Here is a 23,176-nt window from a genome sequence, read left to right on the forward strand (position 1 = left end):
CCTTAAATAGCGTCTGGTATTTGTTTAGGATTTTTTATACGTACCAATTTATGGCGATTGAGTTGGCCCTTTTCAACAATAATAGACCCCTTGGGGACTTTAAATTGTTTACTTAAGAACTTGATAAGGTGTTTATTTGCCTGTCCATCAACGGGTGGTGCGGTAATTGCGACTTTTAACTCATCACCGAGCAACCCAACAAAGGCATCACGGCTGGATTTAGGTTGTAAAACAAGACGCAGTAATAAATCATCTGCGTCTTGTTTTAGGTAAGGTTTGTTTTCAGGCAAAGAATCCATCGATAACAAGCGGCTTAAAAGAGCTTGCTTAACAGGTCATTGACTAACAATTCAACAAATTGTAAACCTAATAAAACTACGATCATCGACAGATCTAATCCACCAATCGCAGGAATAACACGGCGTACGGGTGCCAATAAAGGTTCGCTTAACTGAATCATCACAGCTTCAATTGGATTATTACCTTGGCTTACCCAGCTTAAAATAGCGCGTAATACCAATACCCAGAAAATCAGTTTAAAGACTGCAGTTAATAAAATAACGAGACCTGATATTGCAATCACCATTGGGTTAAGTGCGCTATTCATCATCAAACTAAGAGTGATGATTTTTGCACAAGCAATAACAAAACCAAATAAAATGGTCGCGCTATCCCAGCCGCCTAAACTAGGGATAACTCGGCGTAATGGCCCAACAATAGGTTGTGTGGCTTTTACAACAAATTGGCTAAATGGGTTATAAAAGTCCGCACGTGCAACTTGTAACCAAACGCGTAATAAAATGACCATGATGTATAGGTCAAATAAGGTATTCACTAAAAAATTAACTGAGCTCATAGTTCTGTTTATCCTGTTTTTAAAAAAGTTTTTCCATCTCTGCACCACGATCAGCGGCTGCTTGCATCGATTTTGCAACGATTTCTGTTAAGCCTAACTCATTAAAAGAGTTTAGCGCAGCGGCTGTTGTGCCACCTTTTGATGTTACATTTTCACGCAGTGTGCCAATGCTAATATCGGGATTATGTTTTACCATTTCAGCGCTACCTAATGCGGTTTGTAAAACAAGCTGTCTTGCTTGTTCCTCACTAAAGCCCATTTGTTGTGCTTTTGCCTGCATCGCTTCCATAAATAAGAAAAAGTAAGCGGGTGCAGATCCTGATGTTGCCGTTACAGCATCGATCATTGATTCTTCTTCAACCCAAAGCATTTCACCAACGGCTTGCATTAATTGCCCTGCAAAGTCTTTATTTTCGGCGTTAACTTGTGGTGATGCAAATAACCCTGTCATGCCTTTTTGTAATAATGCAGGCGTGTTTGGCATAGTGCGGATGACGGGGGTATTTTCACCTAATAATGATTGTAAGCGTCTCACTGAAACGCCAGCTGCAATCGAAAGTACTAATTTATTACTAAAATCCACACCGCTATCAACAAGCGCTTGGCACACAATCGCCATGATTTGTGGCTTAACTGACAATACAATCACGTCAGCCCACTGAGCAGAAGCTGTATTATCTTGGCTGCCTTTAACTGCAAACTGTGTTACCAATTTATCGGTCGCTTGTGCATTAGGCTCACTTGCACAAATAGCATCAGCTGGATAACCGTCTTTAACTAAACCGCTGATAATGCTTGATGCCATGTTGCCTGCACCGATAAAGGTAATCTTTTTATGTAACATGAATATTTCCCTATTTATTATATATATGCCCATGTGACTTCAATATGCAAAGTCAGCAAGGAAAATTGTGCCTAGATACCAGGCATAAAATTGAAGCCTAGTCATTCTAAGTCGATATTTTATAACGACGTAGATGGGTGCAAGTTACCTTGCCCTACGGGGCGCAAGCTCGCTTCTTGTTCAACCATGGCAGCCCCGCGTTACAACAATTGAAAAGTGATAACAATAAAGGGTTAAGTCCTTTATTTAACCCTACCGACAGAAGATTAACGTAGTTAAACTTCGATAGGTTACCTCATGTTGTGCCTTGCTCTGGTTATCGAGCTTGTACCTGACAAAGCATCTTGAGGTGACATGGGTATAAAGCAGGTCGGTTGTCATTGATGCCATCATTATATTACTTGCGTAAATAAAGACGGAAAAACGCTTTTAGTTTCTTGCGCCAAAAATGTCGGTGCCAATACGCACCATTGTGCTCCCGCATTTTATCGCACTGTGCAGGTCACCACTCATGCCCATCGACAGTGTATCAACTTCTGGATATAAGGTTTGTAATTTCTTGAAAATGAAATGGAGTTCATTAAGTTGTTTTTCAAGGTGTGCCACATCGTCTGTTTTTTCTGGAATGGCCATTATGCCACGTAGTTTTAAGCGAGGTAGATCACTAACTTGAGATGCGAGTTCAATAACTTGCGATAAAGTAGTACCTGATTTGCTCGCTTCTCCGCTAATATTAACCTGCAAACAAATATTAAGCTCAGGTAAGTCATTTGGACGCTGATCATTAAGGCGTTGTGCTATTTTTAAACGCTCAACACTTTGTACCCAATCAAAATTTTCTGCCACTGGGCGTGTTTTATTCGATTGCAGTGGACCAATAAAGTACCAAATAATTGGCTCTTTAAAATCACCATCAAGTTTGATTTGTTGAATCTTTTCAACGCTCTCTTGTACATAGTTTTCACCAAAATGGCGAAGCCCAGCAAGGTATGCTTGTTTAATCAAACTGACAGGTTTGGTTTTACTGACTGCTAATAGCTGAATTTGATGCGCATTACGTTGTACTTGCGCTGCCGCATGAGCTATTTTTTGAGTAACGTTATTTATTTGTTTTTGTATATTAGTCATTTCAATAGGATTTTAAGTTATGGATATCACGGAATTATTAGCTTTTAGTGTAAAGCATAATGCATCAGATCTACACCTTTCTGCAGGTGTTCCCCCAATGATTCGAGTAGATGGTGAAGTGCGTAAGGTAAATGTACCTGCATTAGAGCATAAAGAGGTGCATAGCCTAATTTATGACATCATGAATGATAAGCAGCGTAAAGATTTCGAAGAAAAATTAGAAACGGATTTCTCATTTGAGATTCCTGAATTAGCACGTTTTCGTGTTAATGCTTTTAATCAAAATCGTGGTGCAGGTGCAGTATTTCGTACCATCCCAAGTAAAGTTTTAACCCTAGACGATTTAAACGCGCCTGATATTTTCAAAAAAATATCGGAATACCCGCGTGGTTTGGTATTGGTAACTGGGCCAACGGGTTCTGGTAAATCAACAACCTTGGCCGCTATGATCGATTATATCAATGACAGTCGTCATGAACATATTTTGACCATTGAAGATCCTATCGAGTTTGTACATGAAACTAAAAAGTCGCTCATTAATCAGCGTGAAGTTTTTAAAGATACCTTGAGCTTCGATGCTGCCTTGCGTAGTGCATTGCGTGAAGATCCCGATGTTATTCTGGTGGGTGAGTTACGTGATTTGGAAACGATTCGTTTAGCATTAACCGCGGCAGAAACAGGGCATTTGGTTTTTGGTACGTTACATACAACCTCAGCGGCTAAAACCATTGACCGTGTTATTGATGTATTCCCCGCTGAAGAAAAAAGTATGGTGCGTTCAATGTTATCGGAATCACTACGTGCTGTTATTTCGCAAACGTTACTGAAAAAGAACGGTGGTGGACGAATCGCAGCCCATGAAATTATGATCGGTATTCCGGCTATTCGTAACTTAGTACGTGAAGACAAAGTGGCGCAGATGTATTCTGTTATCCAAACTGGGATGGTGCATGGTATGCAAACACTCGATCAATGTTTACGTAATATGGTTAGCAGAGGTGAAGTATCACATGCCGATGCTGCCAAAAAAGCCGCTGACCCTAAAACATTTTAATGTTTGATATTCGAACTTAAGGGAATAAGGAGAATCATTGTGTTACAGAAGTTATTAGTAAAAGTTGATGAGTTAAAAGCGTCGGATCTTTATGTATCTGTTGGTTTACCAGCGACCATTAAATTAAATGGTCGCTTAGAGTCTTTAACTAAAAAGAGTCTAAATAGAGATGAAGTGAGTGCCTTGCTAAAAGAGGCCATGGGAGAACAGCGCTTTGCTGAGTTCCTACAAACTAAAGAAGCAAACTATGCGGTAAATAGTGATAGTGCTGGGCGTTTCCGTGTCAGTGCTTTTATGCAAAAAGAAGAGCCAGGTATGGTGATTCGTCGTATTGAAGGTAAAATTCCAAGTTTCGAGGAGTTGCGTTTACCCATGCAACTTAAAGAAACTTGCATGGCAAATCGTGGTTTAATTCTGTTTGTAGGAGCAACGGGGTCGGGTAAATCAACGACCCAAGCTGCTATGATTGGATACCGTAATCAAAACTCATCGGGACATATTTTAACCATTGAAGATCCGATTGAATTTGTACATGAACATGGCGCTTCGGTTATTACCCAACGTGAAGTGGGGATTGATACAGATTCTTTTGAAGAAGCATTAAGAAACTCGTTACGCCAAGCACCAGATGTTATTCTGATTGGTGAGATTCGTACCCGTGAAACAATGGAATTTGCTATCATTTTTGCTGAAACAGGGCATCTTTGTATGGCGACATTACATTCAAATAATGCCAATCAAGCGTTAGAGCGTATTTTGCATCTTGTACCCAAAGACAGGCATCGTCAGTTCCTCTTTGATTTATCCGTCAATTTAAGGGCCATTGTTGCACAGCAATTAATTCCAACTGTGGATGGCAAAGCGAGGCGTGCGGCGTTTGAAATTTTATACAATACACCCACAATGGCAGAAGCTATCCGTAAAGGTGAATTGCATACATTAAAAGATATAATGAAAAATTCATCTGAACACGGCATGCAGACGTTTGATAAAGCCTTGTTTAATCTTTATGAGCAGGGCGTTATCGGTTATACCGAAGCACTCGCGCATGCCGATTCTGCGAATGATGTGCGCCTTATGATTAAACTCGATTCGACAGAAGGACGTAAATCGCTCGGCGGTCATATGCTGGATGATATAACACTTGATTATTGAAGCGAGATAATGATTAATAAGGGCTAACAATTCTCTGTTATAAATAAACGCCTTAAGAAGGCGTTTTTGCTTTAGGAATAAAAATGCTTATTGTACTTTCCCCTGCTAAAACCCTCGATTTTGAAACTATCGCGCCGACACCTGAGTATTCACAGGCATCATTATTATCACAAAGTGAATTGTTGATTGATCGTTGCCAAAAGTTATCGATGCAAGATATTGCGTCACTAATGAAAGTCAGTGATAAAATTGCAGGTTTGAACGTGGCTCGCTTCGCTGACTGGCAACAGCCGTTAACGCTTGATAACGCTAAACAAGCGCTGTTTGCGTTTAAAGGCGATGTTTATACTGGGTTACAGGCAGAAACGCTTGCACCCTCTGTATTAACTTATGCACAACAGCATTTACGTATTCTCTCTGGTTTATATGGCTTATTAAAACCATTAGATTTAATGCTCGCATATCGTTTAGAGATGGGCACGAAACTAGATAACTTCCGTGGTGCTAATCTTTATCAATTCTGGGGCTCTATGGTGACCTCTGAAGTCAATAAAGCACTGCAAGAACAGGGTGACTCAATATTGGTTAATCTTGCTTCTAATGAATACTTTAAAGCAGTGAAGAAAAAAGAACTTCTAGGTCAGATCATTACACCGATTTTTAAAGATCAAAAAAATGGCCAATATAAAGTCATTAGTTTTTATGCAAAAAAAGCACGTGGTTTGATGGCGCGTTATATTTTAGAAAATGAAATTACAGAGGTTGAACAGCTAAAAGAGTTTGATGTGGATGGTTATTATTTTTTACCCGCAGATTCGAGCGTTACAGATTTAGTTTTTTACAGAGATGAAAAGTAATTAAGCTGTAAGCTTTCGGCTATCAGCCGTCAGTTTTTACTGACAGCTGATAGCTAATGGCTGATAGCTGTTTTTTTATTCGCTTTCAGGTTCTACTTTAGGTCCGTTACCAGCCCAGCTTGGTTTGCCTTTGGCTTTCTTAGTACGGTGACGTTGCTTACCCATATCTTCTTTTTTCTTCTGACGCTTCGCTTTCTGCTGTTCTTTTAGCTCTTGCTCGCGTGCTCTGCCTTTTTTAGTAACCGGTTTTTTAGACTTACGCTGACTAACTTTTGCTTCTTTATTTTCAGGGCGTAAAGACTTGATAACACGACGTTTTAATACTTGGTCAGTATAACGCTCAATCTTACTTAACATATCAGCGTCATGCGCTTCAATTAGCGAGATTGCTGTTCCTTTTTTACCGCCACGTGCAGTACGGCCGATACGGTGAACGTAAATGTCTGCGCTACGTGGAAGGTCGTAGTTAATTACATGAGTAATATCAGGAACATCAATACCACGTGCGGCTACATCAGTGGCGATTAAGATATTAATCGAACCTTCTTTAAACTGACGTAATGACTCGTTACGTTTTTCTTGATCCATTTCACCACGTAGGTAATTACATGAGATTTTTAGCTCTGCAAGTTGTGCTACAAGTTCAGTTAAACGATCACGTGTTTTAACAAACACAATCATCTTCTGCTCTTGTTCACCTTCATGAACAGGTTCTTGTTGTAAAATGAAAGCCAGTAATTTTAATTTGTGCGCACCATCATCGGCAAGGTGAGCCCATTGCATTATTTTTCCACTTTCACGGCGTGATACTTCAGCTGTTAGTTGAGCTGGATTGTCTAAAATATCGCGTGAGAACTCACGTAAACCCTTACCTTCTAATGTCGCAGAAAATAGAGAGGTATGTTTGCGCCAGCGAGTTTCACCAGCAATTCTGTCCATTGTATCGATAAAGCCCATATCAAGCATACGATCGGCTTCATCAAGTACTAATGTTTCAACTTCACGACAGTCAAAGGCTTCAGCATCAATGTATTCCATTAAACGACCCGGTGTCGCGATAACGATATCAACATTAGACATGATGACATCTTCTTGTGCTTCGTAAGAAATACCACCAATGATATTGCCGACAACAAGTTCAGTCCCTTTACATAGGTTTTGTGCTACTTCGCTTATTTGAACAGCGAGTTCACGTGTTGGTGTTAATACCAAAATACGTGCTGAACCACCTTTACGGCGTGGGAAATCAATTAAGCGTTGCACGGCAGGTAGTAAAAAAGCCAGTGTTTTACCGGTACCCGTTGGCGCGCTTGCCATAATGTCTTGCTCATCCATTGCAACAGGAATGGCGAGTGTTTGAATGCTTGTTGGGCGTGTATGTCCCATGTTATCTAGGGCATTTAATAGGTGTTGGTCGAGATCAAGCGATTCAAAAGACATGGGTACTTCCAGTAATAAAAGGGGAAAAATAATATTATACCGATTGGAGTAAGTCGGTTATCTAAATTTTACGCAGAGAAAATGGCTTAATTCAAGGCGAAAGTTGACGTAAATGGTTGTTCCCTTTACGAAATTTTTAACGAAGAAGTAAGATATTTTAACCAGTAAAATAGATCAACTATTTATTCCGATTGGTATTAGAGGGTATTATAAAACAAATCCCGAGAGAATCGGGATTTTTAATGTGAAAAACGCAGATTAATTAAACACGTCTTTATATCGTTCATTTACCGAAATAATTTGGTTCTGATGTTTCCTAAAAGCAGCCACAACAAGTGGGTCAAAATGCAGTCCTTCTTGGTCGTTTATAAACTGAACTACTTCTTCCATCGGCCAGGCTTTTTTATAACAACGGTCATGCGCAAGTGCATCAAATACATCGGCAAGTGAGGCAATACGACCCACTAAATCAATCTCTTCACCTTTTAAACCATTAGGATAACCAGTGCCGTCCCACTTTTCATGATGCTGATAACTGATTAGCGCAGCATATTTCAAGATATCTTGATTTGAGTAACGCACCAATTCATAACCAATCTCAACATGAGACTGCATGATCTTCCACTCTTCTGGTGTAAATGAACCCGGCTTGTGCAGGATATGATCCGGAATACCAATTTTACCCAAGTCATGTAGTGGAGACGCTGATTTTATTTTCTCAGATTCTGGCACGCTGTAACCTAGCTCGAGCGCTAAAATACGTGAAATTTCAGCAACTCGACGGATGTGGTTACCTGTTTCTTTCGACTTATGCTCAATCGCTTCACCGAGAAGGTAGACAATTTCACGTTGCCCTTCATCGAGTTCATGGCGCAGTTCTTCATTATCAAAAGAGGTTTTAGTATTGCTGGCAAAAAGTTCTACTAAGGAAATATCTTGTTTTGAAAGCTGTGAGAAACCTTCAAAATAAAATATAACGGTTTTAGCTGAGCTACTTTGCATATTCAAAACAAATGCATTTTCATTATAGATATGACGTTGCTGTGCAATACTTTGCGATATTAAAATAGAAGCTTGATCTGGGATCTTATCTATATCATCAATATGGTTGAGGTGTGAAAAATCGCCACGTGCCTCAAGCAGTTGGAATACAGACTGATCACAATAAATACCGAGTGCAGAAAGGTTATATGCTGGTGTTTGAGTGCATTGCTTGACTAATTTACCGAGGTAATTAATCGTTTCATCAACTAACGACTCATAAGTCATCGCATCAAAAAGGGCGCTAGATGATTCAATAACAAGCTCTAAGCCTTTCTGGTTTTTTCTTAAGTTAATGATGTTCTGATAAGAACGTAATGTGGTACACATTAACGTATCAAGTTTAATGCCACTGAGTTCTGTTTTGTTTTTATAATCAGAAATTTCATATTCACGAATTATCTTACGCTCAGGCGCTTGCCCAGGCTGACCAGTACGTAATACGATACGTGTTGCTGTGTTATTAAATTCATTACGAATAGTTTCGATTAAACGTAAACCCGCGTCATCGGTTTCCATAACAACATCAATCAATGCAACGGCAATATCATCATGCTCTAAAAAAAGCTGTTCAGCTTCGTAAGCGGAGTAAGCACTGATAAAATGTAAGGGAGTGTCATCCCATTCAAAATTCGACAGAACGAGTTTTGTAACCGCGTGGACTTCTTCGTCATCATCGACAATCAAGACTTTCCAGGGTGAAAGGTGAAGTGACAGTGGCTCATCCACATTTGTTACATCATCTTCTATAAAAAGAAGATCATTATCATTCATAAATATATCTCGGAAACATTATTTAAAACTCGAAAAACAGGCTTAGAATCAAAAAAATCAGATAGCCTAGAAGATATAGTTGCTGAAATGCAACTCACGAATCATTATCATTGTATTTTAAAATTGTAATAGTGATTTGTGTACGCTTTTATTATAGTTTGTGATTAATTTCATATCTTATTCTATGTAATATTAATCCTAGTCTGAATTTTAGACGCTTTTTTAGTTACTGCCAGAATATATTTAAAAAAGGACTCATCGTGTTTGTTATTAATTCATTAATGAAGCAATTACCTCTCGAATTTCTTGATAATGTTAAACAAGTCATTGACTTGAAAACAAAACCTCAAGGAAGTCTGGGGGCTTTAGAAGGTCTGGCAAGTAAAATTGCACATATTCAGCATAGTATATCGCCTGTATTAAAAAATCCTTGTTTAATTATTTTTGCCGCTGATCACGGTATTGCTGATCAAGGTGTTAGTTTGTTTCCCAAAGCTGTTACCGAGCAAATGGTGCTGAATTTTTTAGCGGGCGGGGCTGCCATTAACTGTTTTTCTCGACAACATGATTTAGATCTCAATATTGTTAATGCAGGTGTTTGTGCAGATTTTAATATTAGTGATGCTCATTTTATTAATGCGCCGATTGCCAAAGGTACCAATAATTTTTTAGAAACCCAGGCAATGAGTGAAGCTCAATGTCAGCAAGCCTTAAATCAGGGTGCCGAAATAGTGGTTAATAAATTCAACGCGGGTTGTAATGTGATTGGTTTTGGCGAAATGGGCATTGCAAACACCACTTCTGCGGCAGCCATTATGGCGGCTCTGTTAAACCTATCGGGCGAAGCATGTGCAGGAAGAGGAACCGGGGTTGATGACAAAGGTGTTACCTTTAAAGCAAAAGTTATTGAACAAGCGCTTGAATTGCATCAATTAAGAGGTGCAACTGTAGTGCAAATATTACAAAAAGTGGGGGGCTTTGAAATTGTAATGATGGTTGGCGCGATGTTAAAAGCGGCTGAACTTTCAATGTTAGTGTTAGTTGATGGTTTTATTTGTTCGGTTGCTGCATTAGCCGCCAGTAAAATGAATGAACACTTTATTGATTACACACAGTTTTGCCACCAATCTAACGAGCAAGCGCATCAACGGGTATTGGAACATTTAGGTGTGCAACCTTTGCTTAATTTAGGATTACGTTTAGGTGAGGGCTCGGGAGTCGCTATTGCTTATCCTCTCATTGTTTCTGCTGTTACGTTTTTTAATGAGATGGCCTCTTTTGCCGATGCAGGTGTCTCTGAAAGCGAGTAATATTTTTAATTACAAAGGATTGGTCATGTTGAAATTATTAAAAAAGCAGTTAACGCTGATCTTTTATGCGCTTTCTTATTTCACTCGAGTGCCTATTCCTGCTTCTATCGAGTTTGATAACCAACAGTTTCATAAAGCGAACGCCTATTTACCTTTTATAGGACTGTTTGTTGCGATTGTAATGAGTGTGATCTTTTATCTTTGCCTACAATTATTTTCCGTTCCAGTCAGTATCATTTTGATGCTAGTGACTTCCCTATTATTAACAGGCGCATTACATGAAGATGGTTTTGCCGACTGTTGCGATGGACTTGGCGGTGGGTATGACGCAACACAGCGTTTAAAAATAATGAAAGACAGCCAAATAGGCACTTATGGTGGCATTGGTTTAATTCTGCTTTTTTTGTTGAAATTTAATTTATTAATTGAATTAGCAGATATAAGTTTTGAAACCTTAATAATTAGTTTATTGGTCGCACATACGCTAAGCCGCTATGGAGCACTTTGTATCATGCAAGCCATGCCTTATGTGCGTCTAGCAGAAGCAGGTAAAGTACAAAGTTTGACGAATAAATTAAACAGCAAGTATTTCGTTTTTGCATCATTGGTAACGGCAGTGTTAACAGTATTGTTATTATTCAGCCTTTCAAAAATAAACACATTCATCGATATTGCTGTTGTAGCGCCAATAGTTACGTTGATAGTTGCCGTGATAGTCGCTAGCTTATATAAGCTATTTGATAAAAATTTAGCAGGTTATACCGGAGACTGTTTAGGGTTTACGCAACAAAGCTTAGAGCTGTCGATTTTATTAGCATTAACCGTGCTACTTGCAAGATGAGCAATACACTCGAGTTATATCTAATTCGCCATACTGAGCCGTTAATTGAAAAGGGCGTTTGTTATGGACAGCTTGATTGTGATGTCACAGCTGATTATGCAAAACAGCTAAAAAAGATCGGGGCGTATTTTAACGATAAAGACATTCATGCTATTTATAGCAGCCCCTTGTTACGTTGTGCAAAACTGGCGGAAGATTTGACCGCGTTACATCCTCCTTTGTCTGTTACCTATAAAGAAGACTTTAAAGAGATTAACTTTGGTGAGTGGGAAGGTGTTAAATGGAATGACATCAATCGTGGAAAAATAGATGAGTGGAATAACAATCGTTTAGACTTTCAGTTTCCCGGGGGCGAAACACCTTCGTCATTTCATTCTCGTGTCATTCAGGCACTCTGTGAAATTACCGATGAAACTCAGTGTGATAATACAAGCCATAAGGTTTTAGTGATTGCACATGCTGGAGTAATCCGCAGTATTCTTTGCCATTATTTACATATCCCATTTTATCATTCAACAGGATTAAACATCGATTATGCGAGTATATCCAAAGTGACTTTATTAGGAAATGTTGCTTCATGTCGCTTTGTTAACAGTGTGTTGTAGTGATTGTCCCTGCTAAACAGAAGAAGCTACGTACTTGGGCTGTTAGTTCTCTAAAATAGCGATAAATCTATCCTCATCATTATTCTGCCAGTAATCATTTAGGTTGTTTTTACATCGCCAGCCTAAAAAAACTCCTTTTTCTATTTGATATATCTTCAATTCAAAGTCAACTCAATAAATAGTTAAAACCTTAATTCGCCATAAAAATAAAGGCAACATCATTTAGGCTGTTTTAACGGATGATCTGGCTCACAGAATGCCTTGTAAATTTGATCTCAAACGTATAAAAACATCAAAACATAAGCATTTTAACTGCAAGCTATTGTTTTTTAAAGGCGTTGTTTTTGGTTTAATATAATATTGTGATCAACCTCTTTTTTTGAACGGCTAGATGCTGAATTCAATTGATAATTTGCACCACGAAGGTAGTATCGGTTTCAAGCAGACAGGTTGAGGTTCATTACTTAGTCTGTCGAAGTTAAAAAGAAATGGTTCGCTTTTTAACTCAACTTATTTTCATTGAGAATGTGGTGTTCGGATGAAAATAAAGCAATTTCTAACAATACAATTTGGCTTCATGGATTTATGGAATAAGGAAGCCAATAAACAATTATGTTTATTTAAAGGATATTATTATGTTTAAGAAAACACTTATAGCCGCTGCACTTACAACAGTTGCATTTTCTGCATCAGCTTATGAAATCGGCGTTAATGATGAAATAGCTGTAGAAGTTTACGGTGTAGCAGCTATTTCAGCAGTCAGCCTTAACGTAGGCGATAATAATCAAGAACTTCGTTACCCTAAAACAGATGCAGACGATAAGGTTACACAAACTCATACTGAATCGACAGGCTATGAATTAGAAAATGAATCTCGCATCGGTTTCCGTGCAGGTAAAAACATGACGGATAGTATTCATGTTTTCATGCAAGTTGAATCTGGTTACGTTGGTAACTTTAAAAATGGTGGCGCAGGTGCTTCGGGTAAATTAGGTGTACGTGATACATTTATTGGTTTAGGTGGTGATTGGGGTAAAGTACGTTTCGGTCGAGTTTTAACGCCGATGTATGAACTTATCGATTGGCCATATTCTAATCCTGGTCTAGGTATTGTATTTGACTGGGGCGGTAGTGTTAAAGGTTACAATGATCGCCATTCTGACCAAGTGCGTTATGACTCTCCAACATGGGGTGGTTTTAACTTTGCAGCTTCTACCGGTCGTGGAGACTCAACATCATCTGATTCTTATTTTTATGGCTTAAACGCAAAATATACATTCAGCACTGTAACATTAATGGCTGGTATGGAGTCTAACCAAGACTTTAAAGGCTACGAAGATATGGATGTACTGACATATTTAGTTGGTTTTGAAGCTGGTTTACCTGGTGGCTTTAGCGTAGCGGGTGCTTTCAAACAAGCTGATTCATCAAATAGCTTTGTTAATGCTAACTGGAAAGAGCAAGCTGGAGATGCAAGCCAAGGTTCATACTCTTTAATTGCGCAATACTGGAATGGTCCATTAGGACTTAAAGCGGGTTATGCTGCAACATTAGATTCTGAATTAAATGGACAAACTCAAAATGATGCAGATACTGTTGTATCATTCCAAGTAATGGGTGCTGTTAATGGTTTTGTTCCTTATGTACGTGTTGCTGGTCGTACATTAGAGTCAGTATATGTCGACGCTGATACTGATATTGTAGTACGTGTTGGTCTTGAATACGGTTTCTAAATTAAACAAATAATATTGTTTTTTATCAAACGCCAGCTTATGCTGGCGTTTTTTTTATTCTCTAAAAGGTCATATATCATGCTTAAAAAAATAATTTTATTAAGTTCTGTACTCATTCTATCTGCTTGTGCAACAAATCCAGAAGGCATCAGTAGCGAGCAGTTTGCAACAAGTGCAAAATTAACTAAAGGTTATAATTTCACGCAAGTAACAGGTGAAAAAATTCGTCCTATCAACTTGACTGAAAAAAATGGTTTATTGGTGATGAGTGCAGAGGCTACGCTGGGGCTGATGATCGGTGAGGCGCAAACATCAACACTGGCACTCAATTTAAAGTTTCTTGAAAATTATCAGAAATATTATTTTGCGAGAATTAATGATGTAAACCAAAAAATAACCCAACGTAAAGAAACCGTTAGACAATGTGATGATCAGTGTTCGATTACCCAATATATGCTTATTAATATAAAAACTGATGACTTGCTTGCAGCAAGAGAGCAAGGTTTAGTTTTTTCAATCAATAAAACAGATAACAATACTGATTTTATTTTTAAAATTCCAAGTAACTATATAGATGGTTTATTAAAGAGATATGAAATTGAGCATACAGTCCCTAATACACCGATAAATACGCTTGTAAGTACGTCTGTTGAAGAAAGTAAAGCCACTGAAATGACGCAATATTGGTTTAATAAACTAGATAGCGAAGAGCAGATTGCTTTTTCAACTTGGGCAATTAAAAGCAGTAAAAAAGAGTTAACCTTTATAGATGGCAGTAAAAATCTTGAGAAACTGCATTATTGGTATCAAGAAGCAACTAAAGTTGAACAGAAAAATTTACGAACTTGGGCTGTTGGTAATCTAAAATAGCGATAAATTTATCCTGATCATTATTCTGCCTGTAATCATTTAGGTTGGTTTTTAATTACCAATCTAAAAAACTTCTTTTTCTATCGATGTATCTTAAATATCAATTCAACTCGTGAACTGTAAAAATATTGATTTTTCATAAAATGAAGTAAATGTCATTTGCATTGGTTTTCTTGATGATCTAGTTACAAAACACCCTCTAAATTTGATTTCAAAGTGTTTAAACATCAAAAAACTATGTGTTTTAACTTAACTTATTGTTTTAAAGTGGTTGTAATTGGATCCCAATAATATTGGGATCGACCTCTTTTTTTGAACGACCAAATGCTAAATTCCATTGGTAATTTGCACCACGAAGGTAGTCTTAATTTCAAGCAGACAGGTTGATGTTCATTACTTAGCCTGTCTAAGCTAAAAAGAAATGGTTCGCTTTTTAGCTTAACTTTTTTATTTAGGACATGATGTTTTGGTAAAAGGTAAAAGGTAAAAGGTAAAAGGTAAAAGGTAAAAGTAAAAAATCAGAGCAATATCTGAAGAAACTAGCAATGGAATTTGATGCGGGGGAAGTTAATCTTAAAAGTTATGATCTATCATATCAAACTGCGTTAGATGAATGTTGTAAGTTAGAGAATGCGTTTATATTAGGCATGTTAGGGCAATAATATTTATAGTGAATACTCAGATGGTTTGGAGTTTTATAGCCTCTGGGATGCGGGGCGAAGAGCAGGCTCGGTTCCAAATATGTAAATGCATAATTATCTTCGCATTTTAAAGATGATTATCAGCAAATTATATTGAAAATTTATTGCCTGTGATATATTCAGCACTACTTGCCTGAATCAACTGGAAATATCATGTTCAAAAAATTATCAATTATTAGCTCATTCGCTTTACTTGCAGCTTGTTCATCAAATCCTGTTTCTGATAACTATGTTGATGATGTTGTTATTCAGAAAAATAGCCATGACACGTATACACAGATTGTGGGTAAAGAGATAATCCCTGTTGATCTACTTGAGCATAATCTTGCGCTAAAAGTTTCTGTACTTGATGTTGTTGCTAATATTGCCAATGACAGTACACAGTCGGTGGAATCTGTTGTTAATTTTGATATCCAATACAGCGAAGCTAAAAACGAAACAAATACTGAAAAAAATGAACAACAAGATTTTGTTAAGTATGATTTAGTCACCGTGACTGAAATGCCAATCACACTTGAGTCTACCTCTGCTTCTCGTGATTGTGATGATAAAATTTGTACGGTAACACAAAGCTTTTCTTTTCCTATTGCAACGGAATTATTACAAAACGGTCAACAAGACGGTGTAAAATTCTTATTAGAGCAAAATGAAAACGGCGAGCTACAGTTAGAAACAATGATCCCTGGTCGTTACTTAACCGCACTTTTCGCTCAATAATATTGACTATTTAACCTACGGAAAGCGATCTCCGTAGGTCTTCGCTAATCTCGCTAAAACGCCTGTTTTTCTGACACTTTATGCCCCTTTTTACGTGACATCCAAATTTAGTTCCCCGCTTCCTTTTACTGCTGTTGTTCATCATAGCGCTGTGCTAAAATCGCGCGAAATTATTACCCATGATACTTCAAGATACAAAGTCAGCAAGGCAAATTATGCCTAGATGCTAGGCATAAAATTGAAGCCTAGTAGTCTAAGTCGAAATTTTATAACGACGTAGATAGGTACAAGTTGCATTGCCCTATGGGGCGTAAGCTCGAAAACCAGCTCTGCGTTACAACAATCGAAAAGTGAATAACAATTACCTCATGTTGTGCCTTGAGCTGATTGTCGAGCTTGCGCCTGACAAAGCATCTTGAGGTAACATGGGTATAGCCATCATATTATTAACTTATTCATTTTCTTTAAGGAAGATAGAAATGTTACACAAATCTAAACCGTTAAGTGTTTTGTTAACGCTTATTGCTGTTTTTTTCTCGCCTGCGTTATTTGCAAGTAACGGTGGCGCAATAGATTTAACTTCACACAGTATCGGTTATGCCTCTTTACTCGTTTTTGGTATCGCGTATTGCTTGGTAATGCTGGAGGATGTTATTCATCTTCGTAAATCTAAACCTGTTTTAGTTGCTGCTGGTATTATCTGGGCAATGATCGGTTTCTATTACACGCAAAATGGCATGAGCCATGAAGCTGAAGCTGCATTTCGTCATAACTTATTAGAATATGCAGAACTATTCTTCTTCTTATTGGTAGCAATGACATATATCAATGCGATGGAAGAACGTCAATTGTTCGATGCATTACGAGCTTGGATGGTAAACAAAGGTTTTACACTACGTAATATTTTTTGGCTAACGGGTATATTAGCGTTCTTTATCTCTCCGATTGCCGATAACTTAACAACTGCGTTATTAATGTGTGCGGTTGTCATGAAAGTGGGTGGCTCAAACCACAAGTTTATCGCTATAGCGTGTATCAACATCGTTGTGGCAGCGAACGCCGGTGGTGCATTTAGCCCATTTGGTGATATTACAACCTTGATGGTTTGGCAGAAAGGCATGGTGCCGTTTGCTGATTTCTTCAAGTTATTCCTTCCTTCAGCGGTTAACTTCCTTATTCCTGCCATTATCATGAGCTTCTATATCTCGAAAGAAGTTGCTCAAGGTGACGGTGAAGTTGTACATATGAAACCAGGTGCTAAGCGCATCGTTGGTCTATTCTTACTGACTATATTCAGTGCCGTAATGGGACACTCATTCCTAGGTATGCCACCTGTATTAGGCATGATGACCGGTCTTGGTTTCTTACAATTCTTCGCTTTTTACTTACGTAAAACCCATAAAAAACATTACGATGAAGCAATCGCACATACGAGTGATGTAAAAGAGCATGAGCGTTTACGTACACTAGGCGACGGCGCACCGTTTGATATCTTTGGTAAAGTTGCTAAAGCAGAGTGGGATACCTTGTTATTCTTCTACGGTGTTGTTGTTTGTGTCGGTGGTCTTGGTTTTATCGGTTACTTAGGCATGGTTTCTCATGCTATGTACGCAGACCCAGCCTTTATTACTTGGGCAAATATTCTTGTTGGTGTTCTCTCTGCTATCGTAGATAACATTCCGGTCATGTTTGCGGTATTAAGCATGGAACCTGTAATGAGTGAAGGTCAATGGTTATTGGTAACATTAACAGCAGGTGTCGGTGGTAGTATGTTATCAATTGGTTCTGCTGCGGGTGTTGCACTAATGGGGCAAGCACGCGGCATTTATACTTTTGGTGTGCATATGAAATGGATGCCGGTTATTGCACTCGGTTATGCTGCTAGTATCCTGACTCACCTTTGGTGGAATGCTGACTTGTTTATGCATTAAAAGTATCAATTAAGCCGAGCTAAATCGGTTTAATAGATAACTAACAACGCGAGATATGGCTTTTGTCTATCTCGCGTTTTTGTTACTGGGGTTAAAAAACGATTCACCACAGAGCCGCTACGCTACACAGAGAAAACGAAGAAAACGAAGAAAACAGAATCGATGTTTATTGGTTTGCCTCCCTTTTCCTTTGTGCCTCTGTGGTAGCGATGTTTTGAAGTTAGTTTTTGGATTTTCTCCTTTCATCTTTGTGGTTAATCGCTTTTGTTAAGCTTTAATCAGTCAGAGCTTTAGCCTTGAGCGTTTTTGTTTTAATATTCATCACTCACTATTTCCTCCTTTTGGATAAACAATGAAACTCAACCCCGGGCAAGACGCCGCTGTAAAAATGATCTCTGGCCCCTGTTTAGTCCTCGCGGGTGCGGGAAGTGGTAAAACACGTGTGATCACCAATAAAATTGCGCACTTAGTGCAAAACTGTGATTATTTAGCAAAAAACATTGCTGCTGTTACCTTTACGAATAAAGCAGCCCGTGAGATGAAAGAGCGTGTAAGCCAAACCTTAGGTCGTAAAGAATCGCGTGGTTTGATCGTGTCCACCTTTCACTCTTTAGGCTTGGATATTATTAAACGCGAAGTTAAAACCCTAGGTATGAAAGCGGGATTTACACTGTTTGATGATCAAGATAGTTTGGCACTGTTAAAAGAACTAACCGAGAAGCAACTGCAAGAAGATAAAGACCTGCTAAAAGCATTAATGTCACAAATTTCAAATTGGAAAAATGCGCTTATTTTACCGCCTCAAGCGATCAAACAAGCGAAAGGCGAACAAGAGATTATTTTTGCGCATAGCTATGATCTTTATCAACGCCAATTAAAAGCGTATAACGCTCTCGATTTTGATGATCTTATTGTATTACCCACATTATTGCTTTCTCATAAAGAGGAAGTGCGATTACGCTGGCAGAAGAAGATTCGTTATCTATTAGTTGATGAATACCAAGATACCAATACCAGCCAATATGAGTTAATTAAAGCTTTAGTGGGTGAACGTGCACGTTTTACCGTGGTAGGAGATGACGATCAGTCTATCTATTCATGGCGTGGTGCACGTCCTGAAAACTTAACCATGTTACAGGCCGATTTCCCGCAATTGAAAGTGATTAAACTTGAGCAAAACTACCGTTCAAGTCAGCGAATATTGAAGTCTGCTAATGTATTAATCGCTAATAATCCGCATGAGTTTGAAAAACGTCTATTTAGTGAATTAGCCTATGGCGAACCCTTAAAAGTATTAACCGCTAAAGATGAAAAGCAGGAAGCGGAACGTGTAGTGATGGAGATCTCTGGGCATAAATTTATGAATGGCAGTGGATTCAAAGATTATGCCGTGTTATATCGAGGAAATCATCAAAGTCGTTTACTTGAAAAAGTGATGATGGAAAATCGTATTCCCTACAAGATAAGTGGCGGCACCTCTTTCTTTGCCCGTGCAGAAGTAAAAGATATTATGGCTTACCTTAAAATACTGGTAAATCATGATGACGAAAATGCCTTTATCCGTATCGTTAACAAGCCACCTCGTGGTATCGGTGCGGTGAGCCGTGAAAAACTCGGTAACTACGCGAATTTACGTCATATCAGTATGTTTGCTGCTAGTTTTGAAATGGGGCTAGAGCAAACACTTAATGGTAAAGGTTTATTATCGATTCAAGCGTTTACACGTTGGTTAGTGGAATTAAACGATCGCTTAAAACGTGAAGAGCCAATTGATGTGGTACGTGATTTGATTCGTGATATTGGTTACGAAGATTGGCTCTATGAAAGTAGTCCAAGCCCGAAAGCCGCTGAAATGCAGATGAAAAATGTCTCGATGTTATTTAAGTGGGTCACTGAGATGTTGAAAGGCGATTCGCTCGATGAACCGATGACACTAGAGCAGGTTGTGGCGCGTTTAACGCTACGTGACATGTTATCGCGTAACGAAGAAGACGAAGAGTTAGACCAAGTACAGCTGATGACGTTGCATGCTTCGAAAGGGCTTGAGTTCCCGTATGTTTATTTAATCGGTATGGAAGAGGGAATCTTACCTCATCAAGTGAGTATCGATGAAGATAACGTGGAAGAAGAGCGCCGTCTTGCTTATGTAGGCATTACACGTGCGCAAAAAGAGCTGACTTTTATTATGGCTAAAGAGCGTAATCAATATGGTGAAACAATTAACCCAACACCAAGTCGATTCTTATTAGAACTACCACAAGACGATTTAGATTGGGAAAGTGGACCGCGCAAGAAAACAACAGAGCAGAAAAAAGCCGTTGCAGACAAAGGTGTTGCCAGTTTAAAAGCGCTATTCGATTAAGGAAAAGTAGTTTTAAGTGATTAGCCTTCAGCTGTCAGTTAAGTCAAAAACGGTGTTTTCCTTCGTGTTCTCTATGTAACGAAGTGGTTTCGTGGTTAATTTTTTGTTGTTTATGTTTAAGCTTAATTAATCCCTAATTTGTGATCAAGGTAGTCAGTAATTACTGATTTTAATTAATCTGAAATAATTCTGAACTATCATTATCATTCGCAGCCAAACGTAGGTCATATTAAGTGTTGTTAGTGAAAATCGTTTGATTGCTATTAACTATTGAACTTATAGATTTAAACGATTTTACCTATTTAAAGGTTTTGCGCATAATGCACCCATCAAAACGAAACGCGGTTTACGAAAACATGTTTTGTTAAAAAATTCATAATCAGTTAATTCAATAATATAAATACTCAGGAGTTTCAAATGTTAAATAATATCGAAGGTCAAAGCGTTCCAAATGTAACTTTCCCTACTCGCCAAGGTGATGAATGGGTAAATGTAACAACTGACCAACTATTTAAAGGCAAAACAGTTGCTGTATTCGCATTACCGGGTGCATTCACACCAACTTGTTCTTCTACTCATCTACCTCGTTACAATGAGTTAGCAGATGTATTAAAAGAAAACGGCGTTGATGAAGTGGTATGTATCAGTGTAAACGATACGTTTGTAATGAACGCATGGCTTGCTGACCAAGAAGCTGAAAACATTACTGTTGTTCCTGATGGTAACGGCGAATTCACAGATGGCATGGGCATGTTAGTTGACAAGTCTGACATCGGTTTTGGCAAGCGTACTTGGCGTTACAGCATGTTAGTAAAAGATGGCGTAATTGAAAAAATGTTCATCGAGCCAAACCAGCCAGGCGACCCGTTTGAAGTTTCTGACGCTGATACAATGCTTAACTACGTTAATGCAAATGCAAAAGCGCCAGAAGCAGTAAGCTTATTCACTAAACCTGGTTGTCCTTTCTGTGCTAAAGCGAAAGCCGCTTTAAAAGAAAACAACGTGCGTTTTGAAGAAATTGTTTTAGGTACTGATGCAACGACAGTTAGCTTACGTGCAATTACAGGCCAAACAACAGTGCCACAACTGTTTGTTGGTGGTAAGCATATTGGTGATAGTGAAGCAGTAACAGCTTACTTCGCTAAATAAACCCTTAGCTATCAGCTGTCAGTTATCAGCTGTTAGTGAGTGAAATCGAATAGGGCACAGTTTGAATCATTTAAGCTGTGCTTTTTTTTACCTAAAAATTAGTTTTTATGCCTATTTGCTTAATGACTTGAACAAATAAGCATCAAAACTGCCCTTAATTGGAGTATTAAAATGAAAAATATAAATGTAGAAGTGGCAGTCATTGGTGGTGGAACCGCTGGTTTAGCATCATACCGCGCAGCAAAAGAATATACAGATTCAGTATTGTTAATCGAAGGCGAGCAGTTCGGAACAACCTGTGCCCGCGTAGGCTGTATGCCAAGTAAATTATTAATTGCAGCCGCAGAGAGCGCACATAGCGCGCAACACACTGCACCGTTTGGTGTATTTGTTGATGGTAATGTACGTATTGATGGTCAAAAAGTAATGCAACGTGTACGTGATGAACGTGATCGTTTTGTCGGTTTTGTTGTTGAAGCGGTTGATGGTATTAACCAAGCGGATAAATTAATGGGTAAAGCCACCTTTGTTGATAAAAATACACTGATTATCGGCGACCATACTAAAGTAACTGCTGAACGCATTGTTATTGCAACAGGCTCTCGCCCTGCTTACCCGGGTGTATGGAATGAGTTAGGTGATAACTTGATTATCAATGATGATCTCTTTGACTGGACTGACTTACCAAAATCAGTGGCTGTATTTGGTCCTGGTGTTATTGGATTAGAATTAGGGCAATCATTGCATCGTTTAGGTGTTGAAGTCTTGATGTTTGGTATGGGCGGACAAGTTGGACCATTCACTGATCCGGACGTAATGGCTTATGCACAAAAAACGTTTTCAGATGAGTTTTATTTAGATGCAGATGCAAACGTGACAGAGATGATTCGTAAGCATGGTCAAGTTCAAATTACTTATATCGACAAACAAGGTGTTGAGCAAGTTAAGCTGGTTGAATACGTTTTAGCAGCAACGGGTCGCCGTCCTAATGTTGATAACCTAGGCTTAGAGAGTGTAGGTTTGGAAAATGATGCTCGTGGAGTGCCGATTGCAGACCCATTTACCATGCAGACATCCGTTGAGAATATATTTATTGCCGGTGATGCAAGTAATCAAATTCCGCTTCTACATGAAGCCGCCGACCAAGGAAAAATCGCAGGTAGTAATGCGGGACGTTTCCCTGACATCCGTGTCGGCCTACGTAGAACTTCTATTGCGGCTGTATTTACAGATCCACAATTAGCAATGGTTGGTCTAAGCCGTAAACAAGTAATGGAAAAGCTAGGCAGTTGTGGCTGTTTTGAAACAGGCACTGTTTCCTTTGAAGATCAAGGCCGTAGCCGAGTCATGCTAAAAAACAAAGGCCTGTTACATATTTATGCAGAGCACGGTACTGGACGTTTATTAGGTGCAGAAATGATTGGTCCGCAAGCAGAACATTTAGCGCATCTATTAGCATGGGCACATCAGAACAGAATGACTATCTCACAAATGTTAGATATGCCATTTTACCATCCCGTGATCGAAGAAGGTGTAAGAACCGCATTACGCGACTTGAATGCCAAGCTAAAACTAGGCACCGCAATGATCAACCAATGCATGGAATGTGGCCCAGGTTGTTAGTTGTAGGGAATAAATAAAAATAATTCTCCGTCATTCCGAGTACTACCACCATCGTCATTCCCGAGTTGTTTTATCGGGAATCTCAGTGAGTAGCTATTAGCCAAATCAGATCCTCGATAAACCACTTCGAGGGTGACGGCAAGGGGCATTGCCCTCATACACGGCCCGTCATTCCCGAGTTTTTT

At 38.8% G+C, this 23,176-nt stretch carries 20 protein-coding genes; 13 read left to right on the forward strand and 7 right to left on the reverse strand.

The window, feature by feature from the left end:
- Positions 1–2: 2 nt before the first annotated feature.
- The 4 genes from yggU to CXF74_RS11630 all read right to left on the reverse strand — a co-directional run bounded on the left by yggU (position 3) and on the right by CXF74_RS11630 (position 2,828).
- Positions 3–290: a DUF167 family protein YggU gene (gene yggU, locus CXF74_RS11615; RefSeq protein ID WP_232772505.1), complete on the reverse strand. Its 288-nt coding sequence runs from the start codon at positions 288–290 to the stop codon at positions 3–5.
- 23 nt (positions 291–313) lie between these two features.
- Positions 314–856, reverse strand: coding sequence for a YggT family protein (locus tag CXF74_RS11620; RefSeq protein ID WP_101082612.1), 543 nt, complete (start codon positions 854–856; stop codon positions 314–316).
- A 19-nt stretch (positions 857–875) separates the two neighbouring features.
- Positions 876–1,700: a pyrroline-5-carboxylate reductase gene (gene proC, locus CXF74_RS11625; RefSeq protein ID WP_101082613.1), complete on the reverse strand. Its 825-nt coding sequence runs from the start codon at positions 1,698–1,700 to the stop codon at positions 876–878.
- 429 nt (positions 1,701–2,129) lie between these two features.
- A complete protein-coding gene (locus CXF74_RS11630) occupies positions 2,130–2,828 on the reverse strand; it encodes a YggS family pyridoxal phosphate-dependent enzyme (protein WP_101082614.1) in 699 nt (232 codons plus the stop codon).
- Positions 2,829–2,847: 19 nt separating this feature from the next.
- Here CXF74_RS11630 and CXF74_RS11635 point away from each other — a divergent pair, with 19 nt between their 5' ends.
- The 3 genes from CXF74_RS11635 (at position 2,848) to yaaA (ending at position 5,894) form a co-directional block, all read left to right on the forward strand.
- Positions 2,848–3,882, forward strand: a complete 1,035-nt coding sequence (locus CXF74_RS11635; RefSeq protein ID WP_101082615.1) for a type IV pilus twitching motility protein PilT — start codon at positions 2,848–2,850, stop codon at positions 3,880–3,882.
- Between the two features lie 39 nt (positions 3,883–3,921).
- On the forward strand, positions 3,922–5,037 hold the full coding sequence (locus tag CXF74_RS11640; protein ID WP_269800769.1) for a PilT/PilU family type 4a pilus ATPase: 1,116 nt from the start codon (positions 3,922–3,924) through the stop codon (positions 5,035–5,037).
- Positions 5,038–5,120: 83 nt separating this feature from the next.
- Positions 5,121–5,894, forward strand: coding sequence for a peroxide stress protein YaaA (gene yaaA / locus CXF74_RS11645; protein ID WP_101082616.1), 774 nt, complete (start codon positions 5,121–5,123; stop codon positions 5,892–5,894).
- A gap of 75 nt (positions 5,895–5,969) precedes the next feature.
- Here yaaA and srmB read toward each other — a convergent pair whose 3' ends face one another.
- Both srmB and CXF74_RS11655 read right to left on the reverse strand, forming a co-directional pair.
- On the reverse strand, positions 5,970–7,334 hold the full coding sequence (srmB, locus tag CXF74_RS11650; RefSeq protein ID WP_101082617.1) for an ATP-dependent RNA helicase SrmB: 1,365 nt from the start codon (positions 7,332–7,334) through the stop codon (positions 5,970–5,972).
- A 258-nt stretch (positions 7,335–7,592) separates the two neighbouring features.
- Positions 7,593–9,149 (reverse strand): response regulator, encoded by a 1,557-nt coding sequence (locus CXF74_RS11655; RefSeq protein WP_101082618.1) that lies wholly within the window; start codon positions 9,147–9,149, stop codon positions 7,593–7,595.
- A gap of 260 nt (positions 9,150–9,409) precedes the next feature.
- Between CXF74_RS11655 and cobT the strand changes: the two genes are divergently transcribed.
- The 10 genes from cobT (at position 9,410) to CXF74_RS11705 (ending at position 22,991) form a co-directional block, all read left to right on the forward strand.
- A complete protein-coding gene (cobT, locus tag CXF74_RS11660; RefSeq protein ID WP_232772506.1) occupies positions 9,410–10,459 on the forward strand; it encodes a nicotinate-nucleotide--dimethylbenzimidazole phosphoribosyltransferase in 1,050 nt (349 codons plus the stop codon).
- A 25-nt stretch (positions 10,460–10,484) separates the two neighbouring features.
- On the forward strand, positions 10,485–11,300 hold the full coding sequence (gene cobS / locus CXF74_RS11665) for an adenosylcobinamide-GDP ribazoletransferase (RefSeq protein ID WP_157822391.1): 816 nt from the start codon (positions 10,485–10,487) through the stop codon (positions 11,298–11,300).
- Positions 11,297–11,905 (forward strand): alpha-ribazole phosphatase family protein, encoded by a 609-nt coding sequence (gene cobC / locus CXF74_RS11670; protein WP_101082620.1) that lies wholly within the window; start codon positions 11,297–11,299, stop codon positions 11,903–11,905. Before cobS ends, cobC begins: the two co-directional genes overlap by 4 nt.
- A gap of 635 nt (positions 11,906–12,540) precedes the next feature.
- Positions 12,541–13,638, forward strand: coding sequence for a porin (locus CXF74_RS11675; protein ID WP_101082621.1), 1,098 nt, complete (start codon positions 12,541–12,543; stop codon positions 13,636–13,638).
- Between the two features lie 78 nt (positions 13,639–13,716).
- Positions 13,717–14,508: a hypothetical protein gene (locus CXF74_RS11680; RefSeq protein ID WP_101082622.1), complete on the forward strand. Its 792-nt coding sequence runs from the start codon at positions 13,717–13,719 to the stop codon at positions 14,506–14,508.
- Between the two features lie 854 nt (positions 14,509–15,362).
- Complete coding sequence (locus tag CXF74_RS11685; protein ID WP_101082623.1) at positions 15,363–15,926, forward strand: hypothetical protein; 564 nt, start codon at positions 15,363–15,365, stop codon at positions 15,924–15,926.
- Between the two features lie 479 nt (positions 15,927–16,405).
- Entirely contained in the window at positions 16,406–17,857 is a 1,452-nt protein-coding gene (gene nhaD, locus CXF74_RS11690; protein ID WP_101082624.1) for a sodium:proton antiporter NhaD, read from the forward strand.
- Between the two features lie 352 nt (positions 17,858–18,209).
- Positions 18,210–20,219: a DNA helicase Rep gene (gene rep, locus CXF74_RS11695; protein WP_101082625.1), complete on the forward strand. Its 2,010-nt coding sequence runs from the start codon at positions 18,210–18,212 to the stop codon at positions 20,217–20,219.
- A gap of 417 nt (positions 20,220–20,636) precedes the next feature.
- Entirely contained in the window at positions 20,637–21,368 is a 732-nt protein-coding gene (locus tag CXF74_RS11700) for a glutathione peroxidase (protein ID WP_101082626.1), read from the forward strand.
- Between the two features lie 171 nt (positions 21,369–21,539).
- Complete coding sequence (locus CXF74_RS11705; RefSeq protein ID WP_101082627.1) at positions 21,540–22,991, forward strand: dihydrolipoyl dehydrogenase; 1,452 nt, start codon at positions 21,540–21,542, stop codon at positions 22,989–22,991.
- On the opposite strand, the gene CXF74_RS22535 is transcribed toward CXF74_RS11705, so the two are convergent.
- A partial coding sequence (locus tag CXF74_RS22535) for a hypothetical protein (protein WP_232772507.1) occupies positions 22,988–23,176 on the reverse strand: 189 nt, incomplete at its 5' end. The genes CXF74_RS11705 and CXF74_RS22535 overlap by 4 nt on opposite strands.

This window comes from Psychromonas sp. Urea-02u-13 (assembly GCF_002835995.1).
Classification (GTDB): Bacteria; Pseudomonadota; Gammaproteobacteria; order Enterobacterales; family Psychromonadaceae; genus Psychromonas.